The organism is Corallococcus exercitus (genome assembly GCF_003611585.1).
Classification (GTDB): domain Bacteria; phylum Myxococcota; class Myxococcia; order Myxococcales; family Myxococcaceae; genus Corallococcus; species Corallococcus exercitus.
Genome location: NZ_RAVW01000009.1, coordinates 38,042 through 53,020 on the forward strand (window position 1 = coordinate 38,042; position 14,979 = coordinate 53,020).

Genomic DNA, 14,979 nt, shown 5'->3' on the forward strand with positions numbered 1-14,979 from the left:
GGGACCTACCGCACGTCGTACAGGCGGAGCTCCACGCCGACGGTGCCGCCGGAGTGGTTTATCACCTCCAGCTGACTGGAGCTGCTCCCCGAGGGCCAGAGCGACACCTCGATTTTCGAGTGGGTCGGCCCGCTGTAGGAGTAGTAGATGTCATCCTCGTCTCCCTGAGGGACCACCAGCTTCAGTCCCATTGCGATGAGCGGCGGCCGGGTGAAGAGGGGCAGCACATGCGTCCACGGATCGCCGTTGCCGTCCAGCGTGAACGTCCACTGGTAGAGAATCGAGGGGTACCGCGCATCGTGGAGGTGGCTCGTGGAAGCGAATGCCGCGTCCGCTGCCGTTCGCGGGTAGTAGCGCGCGTCGTGGTCCGTGGAGCCCGGCGCCACGTGGGTGTTGAGGTGGTTGACGAGCTGGGCAAGCTGGCTCCAGACCGTGCCCGCCGTCAGGTTCCTCGGCGATCCGGTAACGGCCGCGCTGCCAATCAGGCCCGAACCATTCGACTGAGAGTTCGCCTTGTTCAACAGGGGGATGAGCGAGCCAAGCTGTGACTGCACCGTGTTACCCGACACGTCCGCGTGCGGCTCCGTGCCGACGTATTTCGCCCCCGAGTCCCCCACGGACGGCGACATCAGCCGTGTCAACGATGGGAACCCCTGCGTCCGCTCCGGCGTGAAGGAGCCCGACGCGATGACGCCCAGCTTCACGTAGCGATGCAGGAGCCCCACGGGCTGCGCGCCGCTCAGGATCTGGTCCCCCGCGGCATCCTGTTCGCGCACGGGCGCCAGCCAGTAGTCCCCGGCGACGAAGGTACGGCTGGTGGTGCCCCCTCCCGACAGGTTGAGCGCGAACGCCAGGTCCTGGAGCTCCAGGTGCAGCACGCCGCTTTCGATGCGCACATGGCCATGCACGCCCTGCGCATGGGCCGTGGACAGCGGCGCGCCGCGATCCCTCCCGCCGCTGACGAAGGTCCAGACTCCCGTCGTGGTGTTGCGCGTCAGCGTGCACCAGCCGTCCCACCTGCGCACGAACGGGTACGTGGCCGCGTCGGGCACGGAGACCGGGTAGCCCTCCTTCAACAGGCCGCGCGAGGGGAACCCCGCCTGCAGCGTGCCCAGGTGCACGCCCAGGTGACGCTCCGTCGCGGCGTTGTAGAACTCGTAGAGCCAGTCGTTGCCCTGGTAGTCCTGGGGCACGCCAGGCCCGTTCGCGTAGGCCTCGGCCGCGTTCTCGCTCGACCACTTCAACGTGAGCTCGCTGGGGGCCGTGGGCGAGCCCTTCACGTCATGCACCTCCAGCCGGAAGAGGTAGTTGCCCGTGAACTGGGCGGCGGGCCCCGTGCCCCCCACGCGCTGGGACAAGGTGAGCGGCGCGTTGCCCCGCCCCGGGTTGACGAGCGGGTCCGTGGGCTGCTGGCCCGCGGGGCAGCGCTTGATCTGAAGCATCACCTGCGTGCGGGTGCACGTGTCCGCGCCGTGCAGCCCCGAGTCCTGGAGGTTCGGGTCCTCCAGGAACAGCACCGGCCGCTCCCAGACGTCCGCGTAGAGGCTCTCCCCCACCGCGGGTGTCCCCGGCGCCAACGGGAAGTCCGGCTGGGTGGCGTAGGAGAAGGGCGTCGTGCCGGGCAGCGTGGCCATCAGCCCGTCCGCGTAGACGCTGCCGGGCGTTATCTGCAGCGTGTTGGAGATGAGCAGCTTGCCGGTGGCAGGGCCGCCGCTGCCCACCACGTCGCGCAGCGCGCTGTTGACGCGGTCGTTGATGATGGACACCAACTCGTTCCAGTCCGCGTCGGTGAGCATCCGCCCCTGCTGCTGGTAGACGCCGGAGTAGCGCTTGGAAGAGTCGTGGGAGTCGCGTGAAATCTGGGTCTTCATGTTGAGGAACTCCGCTGGAGTCGAAGCGGGAATCAGGTGGAAGGAGGCGTGACGACGGGCAGGGCCAGTCCGAGCCGTTCATCGGGAACCAGGATGGCGCTCATGCCCGCGGGCAGGGATTCACGGAGCCGGGCGAGCACCGCCTCGTCGCGCAATGCATAGCGACGGTGGCGGTAGGCCCCCAGCTCCCCTCCATCCTCCGCGCCATCGAGCAGCCTCGCGCCGCTGTCGCTCGAGAGCACGCCAGCGCCGGGTGCTCCGAAGGCGGTGGCGCGGAAGCGGGGCACCTCGCTCGTACACGCGTACGCCTCCGCGGGCTGCCCCGCCACGGTATACGCCCCCAGCGCGGCCTCTGGCAGCCGGCAGTAGCGGAAGCAGTTGCCCACCCCAGGGTGGGGAGTGACGGAGCCCGCGAAGAGCGAGTCGTTGGCGAAGCATCGCGCCACGTCCATCGAGCCGAGCACCGTCACGCTCAGCAACGCAATCAACGCCGTGCTCTCGAGTGACCCCAGGAGGCTGTCCTCCACCGTCGCGCCAACCACGTCTACCAGGCCCGCCTCCAGCTGGAGGTGGCCGAGGGCGGAGCGGCGGACGACGAGCTCGTTCCCCAGGTTCTTCGTCACAATCCCCGTGACGATGGAGTCTTCGATGACGTGCGCGGTATCGAAGGCGTCGATGTACACGCTGCCCTGGATGACGCAGTTGCGCATCACCAGCGGCCGATTGCCGACAATGACGTTCTCTCCATCAAGGACGAGGTTCTCGAGGACGTAGTCGCCCGACTCCGGCTCGGGCGGCAGGGGCCCCAGACGGCGTCGGGGCAGCACGCGCGACGACTCCGGGGGCACTGGCAGCGGACGCGTGTCTCCGAACTCCCAGCCCGGTGGGAAGAACCCCACCCTGGGCAGCGTGAAGACCGCGACACGCTTGGGGTGGACCTGTCCCTGCCGCGCGGAGGGCCGGCGCAGGTCCGGTGTCCGTCGCGAGACGTCGTCGAAGTGGCCGGGCGCCGCGGGGATGCCGTGCACGTTCTCCTGCAACGGCGGCCGCGACGAACCATCCCCACGCGGCGGCAGCGCCACCTTGCGGGACCGGTACCGAAGGTCCACCGTCGCCGCGGGCAGCGCCGGGTGCCGTCGCGCTGGCGCCCCCGCCGGAAGCGGCAGGGCCCCGAGCGACTCCGGAGGTAGCAACGGCTGTCCCACGCGCGGCGTCACCGCCACCCGCCTCCAACCCTCTTGCAGGTAGACAGGTTCGGAGGGCTCGTTGCGCGGGTCCTCCGTGTCCCACGCATACTGGCCGACGTCCTGGGCGACCTGCGCCACCGACCCGGGCGTGCCCTTGCGCTGGCGCAGCGACACGGCCTGGGACAGCTCACGCCGCTGCTCCGGCTCCGCGGGCGACAGCAGCTTCACGTCCAGGAGCTCCGCCAGGTACGGCAGCGTCCAGCCCTGGGCGTCCGGATGGTCCGGGAACGCATCCGCCAACCGCTGGGCCATCACCCCGCGGACCAGGTCCAGCACCTCGCCGCAAGACCCGAGGTAGTCGCGCAGGTCGCCGTTGTCGCGCGTGCGGTACACCTCCGGCAGCAGCCCGTAGAGCTGCGCGCCAAGCCCCGTGCCCCCGTTTCCCGAACTCACAGTGAGTACTCCTTGAAGCGCACGGACAGGTCCTGCCCCTCCGGCGCCAGGTAGACGACGTGCGCGCCGGACGGCGCGTCCTTGCGCTGCAGTCCCGGCACCCCGGCCATCACACAGATGGAACTCTCCACACCCGTCACGGCCTCCACCACCTTGTAGACGTCACTGAGGTACAGCGCCTGTCCCAGCCCCCGGTGCCGCAGCGACAGCGCGTCCAGCAGCGCCGCCCGCACCGCCTGCACCACCGCGTCCGGGTTGAAGGCCCGCGTGTCCACCTCCACCTCCACGTCGAGCGTCACCGGCTCGTTGAGGTAGCGGGAGAGCGACACCTCCACGCCCGGCAGCGCGTGGGCGCGCAGGAAGTCCGCCAGGGACTGCTTCAGGGGCCCCAGCTCTCCACCGTCCGCGGGCACCACCACCACCTCCACCAGCTCCATGCGGGAGCCGGGGTTGCGCTTGAGCAGCGCGCGCGCCTGCCAGACGCTGCTGTGGCCCATGGCGAGGCTGGCGAAGTCCTCCGTCGACACCGCGCGCTCCAGCGTCAGCACCGTGGCGGGCGCGGTCCGGCGCAGCGCCTCCACGTCCTCCATGTCGTTGCCCCCCGCGGCGGGCAGCGGCTGCTCCACCGCCTCCACCAGCGCATGAGGCCGGCTCGGCTTCGCGAGGCTGCCCGCGGGCAGGTTGCCTCGCAGCCCCGAGCCCGCGCGGAAGCCCACCCGCACGTTGTTCGCGCCCGTCGGCAGTCGCCGGCCGTTGCGCCCATCACCGAAGACGACCGCCAGCTCTCCGTCGCGAACCAGGCGCACCGTGTAGTGCGGGTCCGTGGGGCCCGACTCGCGCAGGCTCTCCACCGCCTGCCAGCGGCGGCCCGCCACCTTCACCTCCAGGTCCGCGCGCACGCCCGACGCGCGCGTGGAGTCCGCGACGAACGAAAGGCCGCGCTCCCGCAGCACGAACGCCTGCCCGGTCTGGGTGGCGTCTCCGCTGCCCAGCACCTCCTCGGGCTTGCGCTCTCCGTGCCCCACCAGGACGACGTTCGCGTGGAGGACCAGGTTGTCCACCGTGCTGCCGGGAGGCAGCGGGTCCACCAGCGCGACGAAGCCCTCGCCGGTGCCCTGCACGCGCGTGAGCAGCGGCGGCGCCGTGCCGCCCTCCTGCCGCACCACCACGGCGCGGCCGAACGTCAGGCCCCGTGGCACCGCGTCCAACGGCACCTGCGTGCCGGACAGCGGCGTGGCGTTCTCATCCCAACCCACCAGCCGCGCCACCTCCTGGAAGCGGCCGTACACGCGCGTCTCCGCCCGGGGAAACTCTCCCCCGCCCCGGCCCTGCCAGCCGTCCACGGGGACGAGCTCCGTGCGCCCCAGCTCGGCGTTGTTCGCCACCGAGGCCAGGCGCCCCCACGAGGCCTGCACGCCCGTCACCACCACCGCGAAGTCCCCCGCCGCGAGCCCCTTGGGCTTGTCCGCCCACAAGGTCCCCGGCAGCAACGACGCCGAGTCGTCCGCCATCAGGAAGGTGTCCACCTCCCAGCCCCCCGCGGACGCGGGCGGCGGCGCCAGGAAGGACTGGGGGTTGGAGAGCGACTCCTCCGTCTCTCCCGCACCGCGCCGCTGGGTGAGCTTGAGCAGGGTGTAGCCTCGATTCGCCTCCTCGGAGGTCTCCACCGGGACCTCGGCGGCGGACACCACGTGCACCTCGTACTCCCGCACCGGGTCCTCGAAGGCGCGCGGGTCTCCCAGCGTCTCCCCGTTCAAGCGCTGCCAGGCACCGGGGACCTGGACGAAGTACTCCACCGTGGGCGGCTCGCTCGAGGTGATGATCCGCTTCCCCATCTGCCGCGCCACCGGCACCACCACCGGCCGGGCCAGTACCGCCTGCGACAGGGCCAGCTCGCCGACGCTCCGGTCCAACCCCACCTTCTTCCCGTCCACGGCGGTGACGCGCCGGTAGTAGCGCCGCTGTCCGTCCGACACGGTGACGATGTCCCCCGCGAGCAGGCCCCGTGGCTCCACCGCCAGCCGCAGCGTCAGCCCCACCGAGCCTCCCGTCCGCAGCGGCCCCTGGACCGGCAACCGCTCCTTGGGGCGGACATGCACGCGCGTGCGCCCCAGGGTGAAGACGTTGCTCGGCAGCGTGGGGGTCACCCGCAGGGTCGTGGTCCCCTCCTCCTGGAGGACGCTGTCCACCACGAAGGCCACGCACCGCCCATCCACCTCGCTCTCGAGGACGACGGGCTCCCCCGCGTTGATGCCGGAGAGGCTCCCCTCCAACACCAGCTTTTTCGTGGAGTGTCCCAGCGCGTCCGGACTCACCCCATGCCCCGCGGGCCGGAGCAGGTTGAGCTGCGCGTCCACGTCCAGGTCGTCGAGCGACTCGAACGTGACGGGCGCGCCCCCGTCCGGCGGCGAGTGCCGCACCGCGAAGCCGCGCCCCAGCCGTCCCCGCGTCCCCGCCTTCGCGTGCACCACCAGCGGCGTGAAGGCCGACGCGGGAGGCGACGGGTGGTAGTCGATCATCTCCACCAGCCGGCGCAGGCTCTCCCACTGGGTCGCCGTCCCCAGGTAGCCCTCATTGGCATAGGCATCCACGTGCTCGGTGAGGACGTGCGTCGCACGCGCCAGGGCGCGGGCGATCTCCCAACCCCAATCCGGCACGGAGGCACGCGGGGCCTCGTACTGGGCCAGCAGCCGCGCCTGCCGCTCGGAATCGCTCTCCGAAACCGGCGCCTGCATCCCGGGCCAGCGGACGGACGCCTCCGGCCGGTTGAAGCGCTCGTCCAATCGCGCGCGGAGCTCCTCGAGCAGCGTGGCCGCGTTGGCGTCCACGTAGCGGATGCGCCGCAACCCCGCCCGGTTCCACCGGGTGATGTCCGATGACTTGCTCACCCTCGCCTCCCGCCCCGCAGGTTCAACGTGTACGAGCCCCGCTCCGGATGGGCCGGGTCGTTGTCACACGTGGCCAGCTCGATGCCCTTGAGCAGGATGCGGCCGGTGGCGATCTGGTCCAGGTAGCGCGCGCCGAAACGCTTGAGCTGATCCAACTGCACCGTCTCCACGCCCTCCAGCGCGGTGAGCGTCTGGATGAGGTCGCTGGCGTTGACGTCCTCGCCGAAGCGCAGCCGGCCCGGCTCGAAGAACCCTCCCGGGCCGCGCCCGAGGGCCTGCTCCACCGCGGAGCGGACCTCGGACTGGAAGTAGTCCGGCCCCACCTGGAGGGTGAACGCCAGCTGGATGCCCACCGGCACCGCGTCCTGGAGCTGCACCTCCTGGCCAATCATCCGGTACGTCTCCACGTAGCCACCCAGCAACGTGCGCAGGGTGGTGTCCGGCCAGTGCGGCGCATCCAGCCCCCGCTCGATGTGGAAGCGCTCCACGCGCTTGCGCAGGTCCGCGGGCGTGGTGGCCGCCGCGCTCGTGCCCTCCACGGCATCCAGCACCCGGTCATTCCCCCCGATGATGGCCACCCGCACGACGGTCCACGCGCCGCCCCACTCCAGCGAGGCCTGCGCGTGGCGGACCAGCGGGTGCTCCTCCAGCATCCCGCCGTAGTCCTCCACCGTCACCATGCGCCGCTGGACGTGCAGCTCGCGAGGCCCCGCGCGCCGCGCGCCCTCCATCAGGAAGGGGTTCGCCGCCCAGGCCTGCTCCAGCTCCGCCCTCGCCCCCTCCCCATCCGCCGCCGGGTTGGTGCGGATGTCTCCCGCGGCGAAGGCCATGCGCTCCGCGTCGTAGCCGATGAGCCGCAACAGCCGCCGCACGGACTCCGGCCGCCGGGCGGTCTCCAGGAAGGACTCGGCGGCGACCCGGTCCGCCATGTCCGACAGCTGGTCGAGCACCGCGGACAGCACCTCCACCAGGACGACCTCGATGTCCGCCGCCGTCCAGCGCTGGCGCTCCGGGAAGCGCGCCGCCAGCTCCTCCAGCATGAAGCGGCGGAAGCCGTCGAAGTCGCGCACCTGCCAGTCGAAGTCGTTGCCCACGTCGGGGAGCGGCCGGGGCAGTCCCCGCACCACGCGGCGGCCACACCCCGGCAGCCCGGGCTCGAAGAGGATTTCAGGGACGGGAGTGTCAGCCACCGACGCCTCCCACCGCGAAGAGCTGCTGCTGGGGAACACCCAGCGTGGTGAGGCGGTAGCGCACGACGAGCTGGAGCTTCTCGTCCTCGCCCGTCACCTCCAGCTCCAGGCTGCCCGGGTCCACCTCTCCGCGCAGCGCGTCCGCCAGCGCCGCCTGCATGCGCCGCCGCGTCACCTCCCACAGCGGCGTGCCGTTGGGTTCGAACACCAGCATCTTCGCCCCCCCCCCGAAGTCCGGGCGGAACACCCGCTCCCCGGGCGTGGTGAAGAGGACCTGCTCGATCTGCTCCCGCACGTGCTGGCCGCGCCGGCTGATGGCCGGCCCCTGCGCCTCCACGCGGAACGGGAAGGCCAGGCACGGTGGATCTCCCAGGCGCTGACGCTGATCGAATGGCTCGCTCATCCCTCGTCCCTTTCCCTCACTTCGTCATCACCGACGTCGACAGCGTGCTCATCTCGCCCTGGGGGATGGGCGGCGACGTGGGCCCCCCCGGCGCCGACGAGGTGTGCACGTGCGTGGCGAACAGGGCGAGGAAGCTCTGCCCCTTGATGACGGGCTCCCCGCCACTGCCGCCCAGCAGCACCTGCGTCCCCTCCACCACCACCTGCTGGCCCTTCACCTTCACCCCCGAGGACGCGGTCTCGATGGTGTTGCCGTGCGAGTCCTCCACCCGCACGCCGCTGGAGGACAGGACGAGCGAGTTGCCGTGGCTGTCCTCGACGCGCAGCTCCTCGCCCTCCGCGTCCAGCACCACCGTGGCGCCCTTGGCGTCCGTCAGCGCCACCGTCCCCTTCGGGTCGATGCTCAGCTGCGCCCCCTTCGGGTGCTGGAGCAGCACCGCCTCCTCGTCCTTCGCGTCGTCGAACCGCAACACGTGGCCCGCGGGCGTGCGGAGCAGGCGCGTGGTGGGGGGCGTCTTCGCCGCGTCCTCCGGCACGTCCTCCTTCTTCTGCCAGAACGTCCCCGTCCAGATGGGCCTGCGCAGGTCCCCCTCCTCGAACTCCACCCACACCTGGGCATCCACCTCCGGAATGGCGAACCAGCCATGTCCCGCGGCGCCACCGAAGGGCACGCAGGGCAGCGCCCAGGGTGAGGGCTCGGAGCCCAGCACCGACGGCACCCGCAGCTTGAGGCGCCCCAATCCTTCCGGGTCCTGGTTGTCCACGACGAAGCCCCGGTACTTGCCGAAGTACTTGTCGCGCGTATGCCGGACGAGCTCCGTGAGCAGCTCTGACGTCACAGGAGACCTCCCAGCACGTTGAGTGCCCCGCCCCCGAGGTTGTCCCCATAGGCATTGCGCAAGAGGCGCAGCCCCTGCCGGTAACCCTCGTGAGAGAAGACATGCGTGACGGCGTCCACGTAGTAGATGCCGCCCAGCCACTCACCGACGCCGTCCACGCCCACGGGCTGGCCCACCTTGAGGACATGACCGTAGGCCGTGCCGTCCAGCTCCCCTTCCGCGCGCACGCGCAGGGAGAAGTCGTTCACCTTGCGCCGGGCCCGGGCGAGCAGCTCCTCCTCGTCCACGGCCCCCTCGCGGGTGAGCAGCCACGTGAAGTCGCGCCCCTCATGTCCACCGTGCGCCTGCCGGGTCCCGAGCAGCGGGAGGTCCGGCGTCACCTCCTGCCGGCGTGGCTCCGCGCCCGACAAGGGGGCCAGGTCCACCGCCACCGTGTTCGGGCGATGCCCGTCCGTGGTGACGCTCAACGCGCGACAGTGCGTGTCCAGGCCCGCGTAGACGCGGATGGTCGGTTGGGGCTCGGCGTCCAGCCGCATGGGCCCGAAGTAGATGACGCCCCCCCGGACCAGCAGCTCGTACCCGTTGGCCTCGGCCCGGGCACGCAGGAACCGGATGTCGGTGGAGTCCTGCGGCACCACCAATCCGCTCAGGCCGGCGCCGCTGGTGGGGTCCACCGCCAGACCGTGGCGCGCGGCGATCTCCGCCAGCAGCACGCCGTCCGACGTCGGGACCTCCGCGCCCCACACGCGCCGCACGTGCTCGCGGTCCATCGCCAGCGATTCGTCCTGGCAGGACACCGTGACGCGGGCAGTGCCCATGTCCTCGGGGTAGTCCGCGCGCACCTCGCGCACGAAGCCCCGCAGCACCTCCTCGGTGCGCTGACCGAAGCGGGCCTCAATGAGGATGGGCTCCCAGGGGGCCAGGACCTCCGCGTCCTGCACCGTCCAGCGCCCGCTCTCGTCGCGGCGCGTGTCGAAGACGAGCGTCGCCACACCGACGCGGTCGCGGCTCACCTCCACCCTGGCTTCACGCAGGAACGGATAGAGCGAGGTGATGGGACGGCCCCGCACCTCGATGGCGCACTCGACGGGTTCCCGGAAGCGCTCGCTGAACAGGTCGGCCAGCATGGCGCTATTCCGTGGCCCGGGGGATGAGGATGACCTGGCCCACGAAGCTTTCGAGCGTCAGGTCGCCGCCGAAGAGGAAGCCCGGGTTGGCGTCCAGGATGCGCCACCACAGCCTCGCGTCGTTGTAGTAGTGGCGCGCCAGCAGGTCCAGGCGCTCACCGGAGCGGACCACGTGCTCCAACACGCCGGTGGCCGGGCCGATGGCGCGAGGCCTCACGCCGCGGAACACCTCCCCCAACACCGGGTCCTCGTCGAAGGCACGGGCCTTCGCATACCGCGAGTCACGCGGGAACATCACAGCACCCCCTTGAGCAGGTCCGCGGTGAGCCGGCCGCTGTTGACCGCCGCGCCCACGAGCTGACGGGCCTTCTCCCGCAGGTAGAACGGGTTGTTGCCCTCGATGACCTGCAACGTGAGCGACACCGTCGCCCGGTAGGCCACCAGCGATGGCAGGAAGTTCGTCTCCTCCACCCGGACGGACGTGAGGAACACGGGCAGCACCTGGCCACCCCAGACGAACAGCAGCACCGACGCGAACTGCTCGCGCTGGAAGGCCCGCTCCGACCCGAGCCCCAGGCTGGCCAGCAGCTGAAGCCCTCCCGGCCCCTGGGACTTGGGCTCGACCAGCGTGCGCAGCGTGTCCAGCTCCGGCTGGATGCCCAGCGTGGCGGCCACCGCGTCGCCTTCGTGCATGCGGTCGGTGGCGTCCAGGAGGATCTCCAGCGTGAACGACTCCGGCTCGACCGACACGCCCTGTGCCACGCGGAGCGTCTCCGTGGGCAGCGCGAAGTCGTAGGCCCCGCGCAGCCCTGGCGTCCCCGGCGTGCGCAAGGTGAGCGTGCGCGTGCGCGAGAGCGTGCGCGGATTGAAGTCGAACACCAGCGCCACGGGAGGCACGGACAGGCCGTACTCCACCAGCGCGCCCCGGCTCACCCTCACCATCCACGGCCTCCTTCCTCTTCGACCCGGCCAGTCTCCACCGCGCCCCTGACATGGGAGACGAGCGCGTGGGCGATGCGCGAGGCCACCTCCCCATCCGGCAGCGACAGGTCCACGTGCAGCGACAGGTGCGCGGAAGGCACGTGGTGCGTCCCTTCATCCACCACGTGCACGCGAGACAGCTCGCGCGCGACGAGCCGGACGAGCGTGTCCGCACGGCGCTCGAAGCCCGCTGGCAGCCGCAGGTGCAACGCGTCGATGGTCAGCATGGCGCCAGCTCCTTTGGCAGGTGCTTGCGCAAGGGCCCCAGCTCCGAGGCGGACACGTCGCGCCCCTCCTTGCCCAGCTCGCGCCACACCGCGAGCGCGATTTCCCGCATGCCGATGGGGGTCCCCGCGCCCGCGGCGAGATAGGCCGCGTGCAGCGCGGCGTTGCGGATGCCGCCACCGGACAGGCTCACCGCCGAGCCCAGCACCTCCGGGTCCACCTCCGGCGACAACGGCGCGCGCGGCGGCAGCAGCCCCCGCCACAACCTCGCCTGCGAGCGGGCGTCCGGCCGGGGGAACTCCACCACCACCTGGAAGCGGCGGGCGAACGCCGGGTCCAGGTTGCCCTTGAGGTTGGTGGTGAGGATGCACGGCCCCGTGTGTTGCTCGATTCGCGCCAGCAGGTGGCTCACCTCCTGGTTGGCGTACCGGTCGCGGGCCTCGCGCACCTCGCCACGGCGGCCGAAGAGGCTGTCCGCCTCGTCGAAGAGGAGGATGACGTCGCGCCCGTGGGCCGCGTCGAAGAGCTTGCTGACGTTCTTCTCCGTCTCGCCGATGTACTTGCTGACGAGCGCGCCCAGGTCCACGCGGTGCAGCTCCCAGCCCATCGTCGTGGCGAGCACCGAGGCGGCGAACGTCTTCCCCGTCCCGGACGGGCCGGAGAACAACGCCACGGGGCCTCCCATCGCGCGGCCGCCCCATTGCTCCACCACCGTCTCGCGATGCTGGAGCCACAACAGGAACTCCCGCAGGAGCGCCAGCTTCGCCTCCGGCAGCACCAGCTCCTCCCAGCGCGCCGTGCCCGGCACCCGCAGCGCGCCCGGGAGCGACAGGGGCGGCTCCGGGGCTCCGAGCAGGCGCGGCGTGAGCCCCCGGCTCGGCCGGATGGGCGAGTAGGGGCCTCCCTCGTCGCGCTCCAGCAACCCCAGGCGCCGCAGGGGCGCGTCCTCGGACAACACCGACGACAACCTCGCGCCGTCCGCGGGCTGCAATGCGAGCAGTTCCTGGATGAGCGCCGCCGTGGGGTACACCAGCTGTGCCGCGCCGGGCTGGAGCTGCTGGAAGAGCCAGCCGACGCGAGGCTCCATCTCGGGCGCCACCGCGCAGGCCAGCACGTCGTACTCGACCGGAGCGAGCTGGCTCGCGCGGAGCCGGCGCCACGCCGCGCCATCCTCCCGGGCCGCCCGCACCCGCGCCTGGGCCTCGCGCAGCCGCTCCAGCACCGAGTCCTCCAGCGACGCACCCTGCCGCAGCCGCGACAGGCACTGCCCCAGCAACTCCACCCGCTCCACCTCCGCCCGCAGGGGGTCCGCGCTCATGCGCCACCTCCATGCAAGGTGACGAAGACGGGGTTGCCCCGCGCCTCGAGTTCCACGCCCTCCGGCCCGTCCGCGGCGCGGCGGTAGCGGCGCACGGCATAGAGCACGGCCTGTCCCGCATGGTCCGAGAAGGGCAGCGGCACCGGCACACGCGACGCGGCGGGCGGCTGCTCCGGGTCCACCTCCAGCACGGCTGGTGTCATGTCGACCGCGGTGTCCACCGTGCGCCACCCCAGGGCCTGGTCCCAGACGTCCCACCGGAAGTGCACGCTCGCCCCGGCCGCTCCGGCCACCACGACCTCTGGCGTGAAGCCCGCAAGCTCCGGGCTGCCCACCTCGAACACGAGGCTCTGCGTGCAGGTCCCCGCGCGCACGAAGCCAACCTGGGGCGCCCAGTCCTCCAACCGTGGGTCCACCCTCAGCCGAGCCAGGGGCGGCGTCCAGCCCGGCACCGCCGGCACCGGCTCGCGTTGTGTCCCCGTCCGCACGTGTGCCCCCACGGACACCACGCGAGGCGCCTCGCGCGTGCGCGTGCGCGGCACCACCGGCACGAGCGCCACCTCGTAGGCCACGGACGGCCGGTAGACGACGTCCTTCTGCGTGGACCAGAGGCGGTTGATGTCATCCAGGCTCAGCGGCTGGAAGATGAGCTGCAGCCGGACGACCTCGCCGGAGGCGTCCAGCGCGTCCATGACGGGCTTCTCGTGGAAGAAGCGGATGACCTCGCCCAGCAGGCGCAGGTCGTTCTCCCCCGCGCTCACCGTGTCCTCGGCGGCGGCGAACGCCGTCACCAGGCAGTGCACGCGCAGGAACCAGGGCTGACCGGGCAGCACGTCCGCGCCCATGGGCGGTGGCTCGAAGCGGTGGAAGAACAGGTTGACCCGGTGGTCCGTGTCACCTGTGGCGGGCGCGGCGGCGGCGGGCGTACCGATGGGCACGCGGACCGTCTGCCCCTGCAGGCGGAAGCTCTCGCGGACGAAGTCCGCCAGCGAGCGGCAGGCCACGGAGACCGAGGATTCAGGCAGGGCCATCTCAGGCGTTCCGGAGGTAGTGACGGTTGAGCAAGTCCGAGCCCTGGCCCGGAATCGCGGAGGAAGACGCGGGCGCGGGTGCCGGCGCGGTGATGACCACGTGCACCGCGCCGATGTGCACACGGGGCTCCTGGAGCTCGCGCCGCGGCGGCAACGCCGGAGCGGCCCCTCGCGCGGCCTCCCCTGGCGGCAACGCCGGAGCGGCCCCTCGCGCGGCCTCCCCTGGCGGCGGAGCCTGCCGCGCGACGTCCCGGGGAAGCGCCCGCGCCTCCCGCTCGGCGGCGGGCGCGCCCGGCACCGGGCGCCGGGCACCAGAGGGAGTCTCGGACGCGGCGGACTCGGAAGCGGCCCGCCCCTTCGACGATGGGGCTTCTTGAGCGGGGCCCCCCGGTGCCACCGGCCCCAAGGACCGGCCAGGCGCGGCCTCCTGGGACGCGGGCATCGATGGACCTCGGGCCTCCGCAACACGCGGAGGCACGGACGGCACGAAGGCGGGAGGGGTGGCGGATCCCTGTGGCTTTCTCCTGAGCAGACCTGTTGAAGCCAGAGGCGGAACGGAGGAGTGCTCGGTGTCCTGGGACCTGCCTTCTTCCAACCCCGCTCCACGAGGAAGCGTTGTCAGTCCGGGCACGCCTTCAGGCACCTCGAACCCACCCGCCCCACGTGACTTCACGAAGGCCGGTACGGGTAGAGATTCAAGGCTGGCGGGGTCGTCGCCGGTTTCCCGGTCCGGTTCCCCACCCGCCTCCACTGGAACTCGGACGGCACCTGCCAGGATGCCGCCCTGCCCCTGAGGGACCACTGCACTAGCCACCTTTCCCAGACCTCGACTTCCGTTTCCGGAGTCAGGCCTGGCCTCCCAGTCATGGTCCGCGGACCGGGGGGCGGGCACTCCGCCCCACGCCGGTGGTGCTTCCCCGACGACCTCGGACACAGGTGTGTCCTCCCGCTCTTCCAGCGGTGCCTCGGGCACCCGGTGCGGGAGCGCATCGGCAAGGATGTCAGCCAGAAACCCCATCGCGGACTCCAAAGTCGTTTCACGTCGTCACACCCGCGCCCCGTTCCACGAGACGCAGGTACCGCCGCCGCCGGTGCCTCGGGAGCGCGAGGATGTCCCGCTCGCTCCAGTGGTACGTCGACGCCAGCGTGTGGACCTCCTCCAGCAACGCCTCCGGGTCCATGGACAGGCACCCATACGGGTCCAGCTCCACCTCCCGCACGTCCCCGCATGCGGCACAGGGCGCCCGGACCCGCGTCACCACCGCTGGAGACACCGCCTCCAATGCCTCGTCGATGCGCTGCACGTCCGCGGCATCCAGCCGCGTCACGTCCCACGTGGAGGCGTCCAACGGCTCCACGCAGCGCGCCAGCAACGCGTGCGCGTCCATCCGCCCTTCCTCCACGACGGCCTCCTGGTCCGCGCCCGCGGGCACCCGGACCCGGACCCGCCCCTGCCCCGTCTCCACC

General features: G+C 71.8%; 13 protein-coding genes. All 13 read right to left on the reverse strand.

What is annotated here, in order from left to right; all coding sequences use genetic code 11:
• Positions 1 to 5: 5 nt before the first annotated feature.
• A complete protein-coding gene (locus tag D7W79_RS02190; protein ID WP_120523660.1) occupies positions 6 to 1,871 on the reverse strand; it encodes a DUF6519 domain-containing protein in 1,866 nt (621 codons plus the stop codon).
• Between the two features lie 32 nt (positions 1,872 to 1,903).
• Positions 1,904 to 3,511 carry a phage tail protein gene (locus tag D7W79_RS02195; protein WP_120523661.1) on the reverse strand — a complete coding sequence of 536 codons (1,608 nt, stop codon included), beginning with the start codon at positions 3,509 to 3,511 and terminating at the stop codon, positions 1,904 to 1,906.
• Entirely contained in the window at positions 3,508 to 6,399 is a 2,892-nt protein-coding gene (locus tag D7W79_RS02200; RefSeq protein ID WP_120523662.1) for a baseplate J/gp47 family protein, read from the reverse strand. The genes D7W79_RS02195 and D7W79_RS02200 overlap by 4 nt, the downstream gene beginning before the upstream one ends.
• Positions 6,396 to 7,589: a baseplate J/gp47 family protein gene (locus tag D7W79_RS02205; RefSeq protein ID WP_120523663.1), complete on the reverse strand. Its 1,194-nt coding sequence runs from the start codon at positions 7,587 to 7,589 to the stop codon at positions 6,396 to 6,398. Before D7W79_RS02205 ends, D7W79_RS02200 begins: the two co-directional genes overlap by 4 nt.
• Positions 7,582 to 7,992, reverse strand: coding sequence for a GPW/gp25 family protein (locus D7W79_RS02210; RefSeq protein WP_120523664.1), 411 nt, complete (start codon positions 7,990 to 7,992; stop codon positions 7,582 to 7,584). The genes D7W79_RS02205 and D7W79_RS02210 overlap by 8 nt, the downstream gene beginning before the upstream one ends.
• Before the next feature lie 16 nt (positions 7,993 to 8,008).
• Positions 8,009 to 8,830: a phage baseplate assembly protein V gene (locus D7W79_RS02215; RefSeq protein ID WP_120523665.1), complete on the reverse strand. Its 822-nt coding sequence runs from the start codon at positions 8,828 to 8,830 to the stop codon at positions 8,009 to 8,011.
• Positions 8,827 to 9,957 carry a phage late control D family protein gene (locus D7W79_RS02220; RefSeq protein WP_120523666.1) on the reverse strand — a complete coding sequence of 377 codons (1,131 nt, stop codon included), beginning with the start codon at positions 9,955 to 9,957 and terminating at the stop codon, positions 8,827 to 8,829. The genes D7W79_RS02215 and D7W79_RS02220 overlap by 4 nt, the downstream gene beginning before the upstream one ends.
• A 4-nt stretch (positions 9,958 to 9,961) precedes the next feature.
• Complete coding sequence (locus D7W79_RS02225; protein ID WP_120523667.1) at positions 9,962 to 10,252, reverse strand: LysM peptidoglycan-binding domain-containing protein; 291 nt, start codon at positions 10,250 to 10,252, stop codon at positions 9,962 to 9,964.
• A complete protein-coding gene (locus D7W79_RS02230) occupies positions 10,252 to 10,899 on the reverse strand; it encodes a hypothetical protein (protein ID WP_120523668.1) in 648 nt (215 codons plus the stop codon). Before D7W79_RS02230 ends, D7W79_RS02225 begins: the two co-directional genes overlap by 1 nt.
• Complete coding sequence (locus D7W79_RS02235; protein ID WP_120523669.1) at positions 10,893 to 11,165, reverse strand: hypothetical protein; 273 nt, start codon at positions 11,163 to 11,165, stop codon at positions 10,893 to 10,895. The genes D7W79_RS02230 and D7W79_RS02235 overlap by 7 nt, the downstream gene beginning before the upstream one ends.
• The gene (locus D7W79_RS02240) at positions 11,159 to 12,481 is read right to left on the reverse strand and encodes an ATP-binding protein (protein ID WP_120523670.1); all 1,323 of its coding nucleotides are present in this window, start codon (positions 12,479 to 12,481) and stop codon (positions 11,159 to 11,161) included. Before D7W79_RS02240 ends, D7W79_RS02235 begins: the two co-directional genes overlap by 7 nt.
• Positions 12,478 to 13,512, reverse strand: coding sequence for a Pvc16 family protein (locus tag D7W79_RS02245; RefSeq protein WP_120523671.1), 1,035 nt, complete (start codon positions 13,510 to 13,512; stop codon positions 12,478 to 12,480). The genes D7W79_RS02240 and D7W79_RS02245 overlap by 4 nt, the downstream gene beginning before the upstream one ends.
• Positions 13,513 to 14,549: 1,037 nt before the next feature.
• On the reverse strand, positions 14,550 to 14,979 hold a 430-nt coding region (locus D7W79_RS43480; protein ID WP_208729616.1), incomplete at its 5' end, for a hypothetical protein.

Bases quoted from the DNA above. Each gene is read 5' to 3' on its own strand.
- D7W79_RS02245 (WP_120523671.1), bottom strand. From the start codon at position 13,512: ATGGCCCTGCCTGAATCCTCGGTCTCCGTGGCCTGCCGCTCGCTGGCG.
- D7W79_RS02240 (WP_120523670.1), bottom strand. From the start codon at position 12,481: ATGAGCGCGGACCCCCTGCGGGCGGAGGTGGAGCGGGTGGAGTTGCTG.
- D7W79_RS02225 (WP_120523667.1), bottom strand. From the start codon at position 10,252: ATGTTCCCGCGTGACTCGCGGTATGCGAAGGCCCGTGCCTTCGACGAG.
- D7W79_RS02190 (WP_120523660.1), bottom strand. From the start codon at position 1,871: ATGAAGACCCAGATTTCACGCGACTCCCACGACTCTTCCAAGCGCTAC.
- D7W79_RS02235 (WP_120523669.1), bottom strand. From the start codon at position 11,165: ATGCTGACCATCGACGCGTTGCACCTGCGGCTGCCAGCGGGCTTCGAG.
- D7W79_RS02210 (WP_120523664.1), bottom strand. From the start codon at position 7,992: ATGAGCGAGCCATTCGATCAGCGTCAGCGCCTGGGAGATCCACCGTGC.
- D7W79_RS02220 (WP_120523666.1), bottom strand. From the start codon at position 9,957: ATGCTGGCCGACCTGTTCAGCGAGCGCTTCCGGGAACCCGTCGAGTGC.
- D7W79_RS02230 (WP_120523668.1), bottom strand. From the start codon at position 10,899: ATGGTGAGGGTGAGCCGGGGCGCGCTGGTGGAGTACGGCCTGTCCGTG.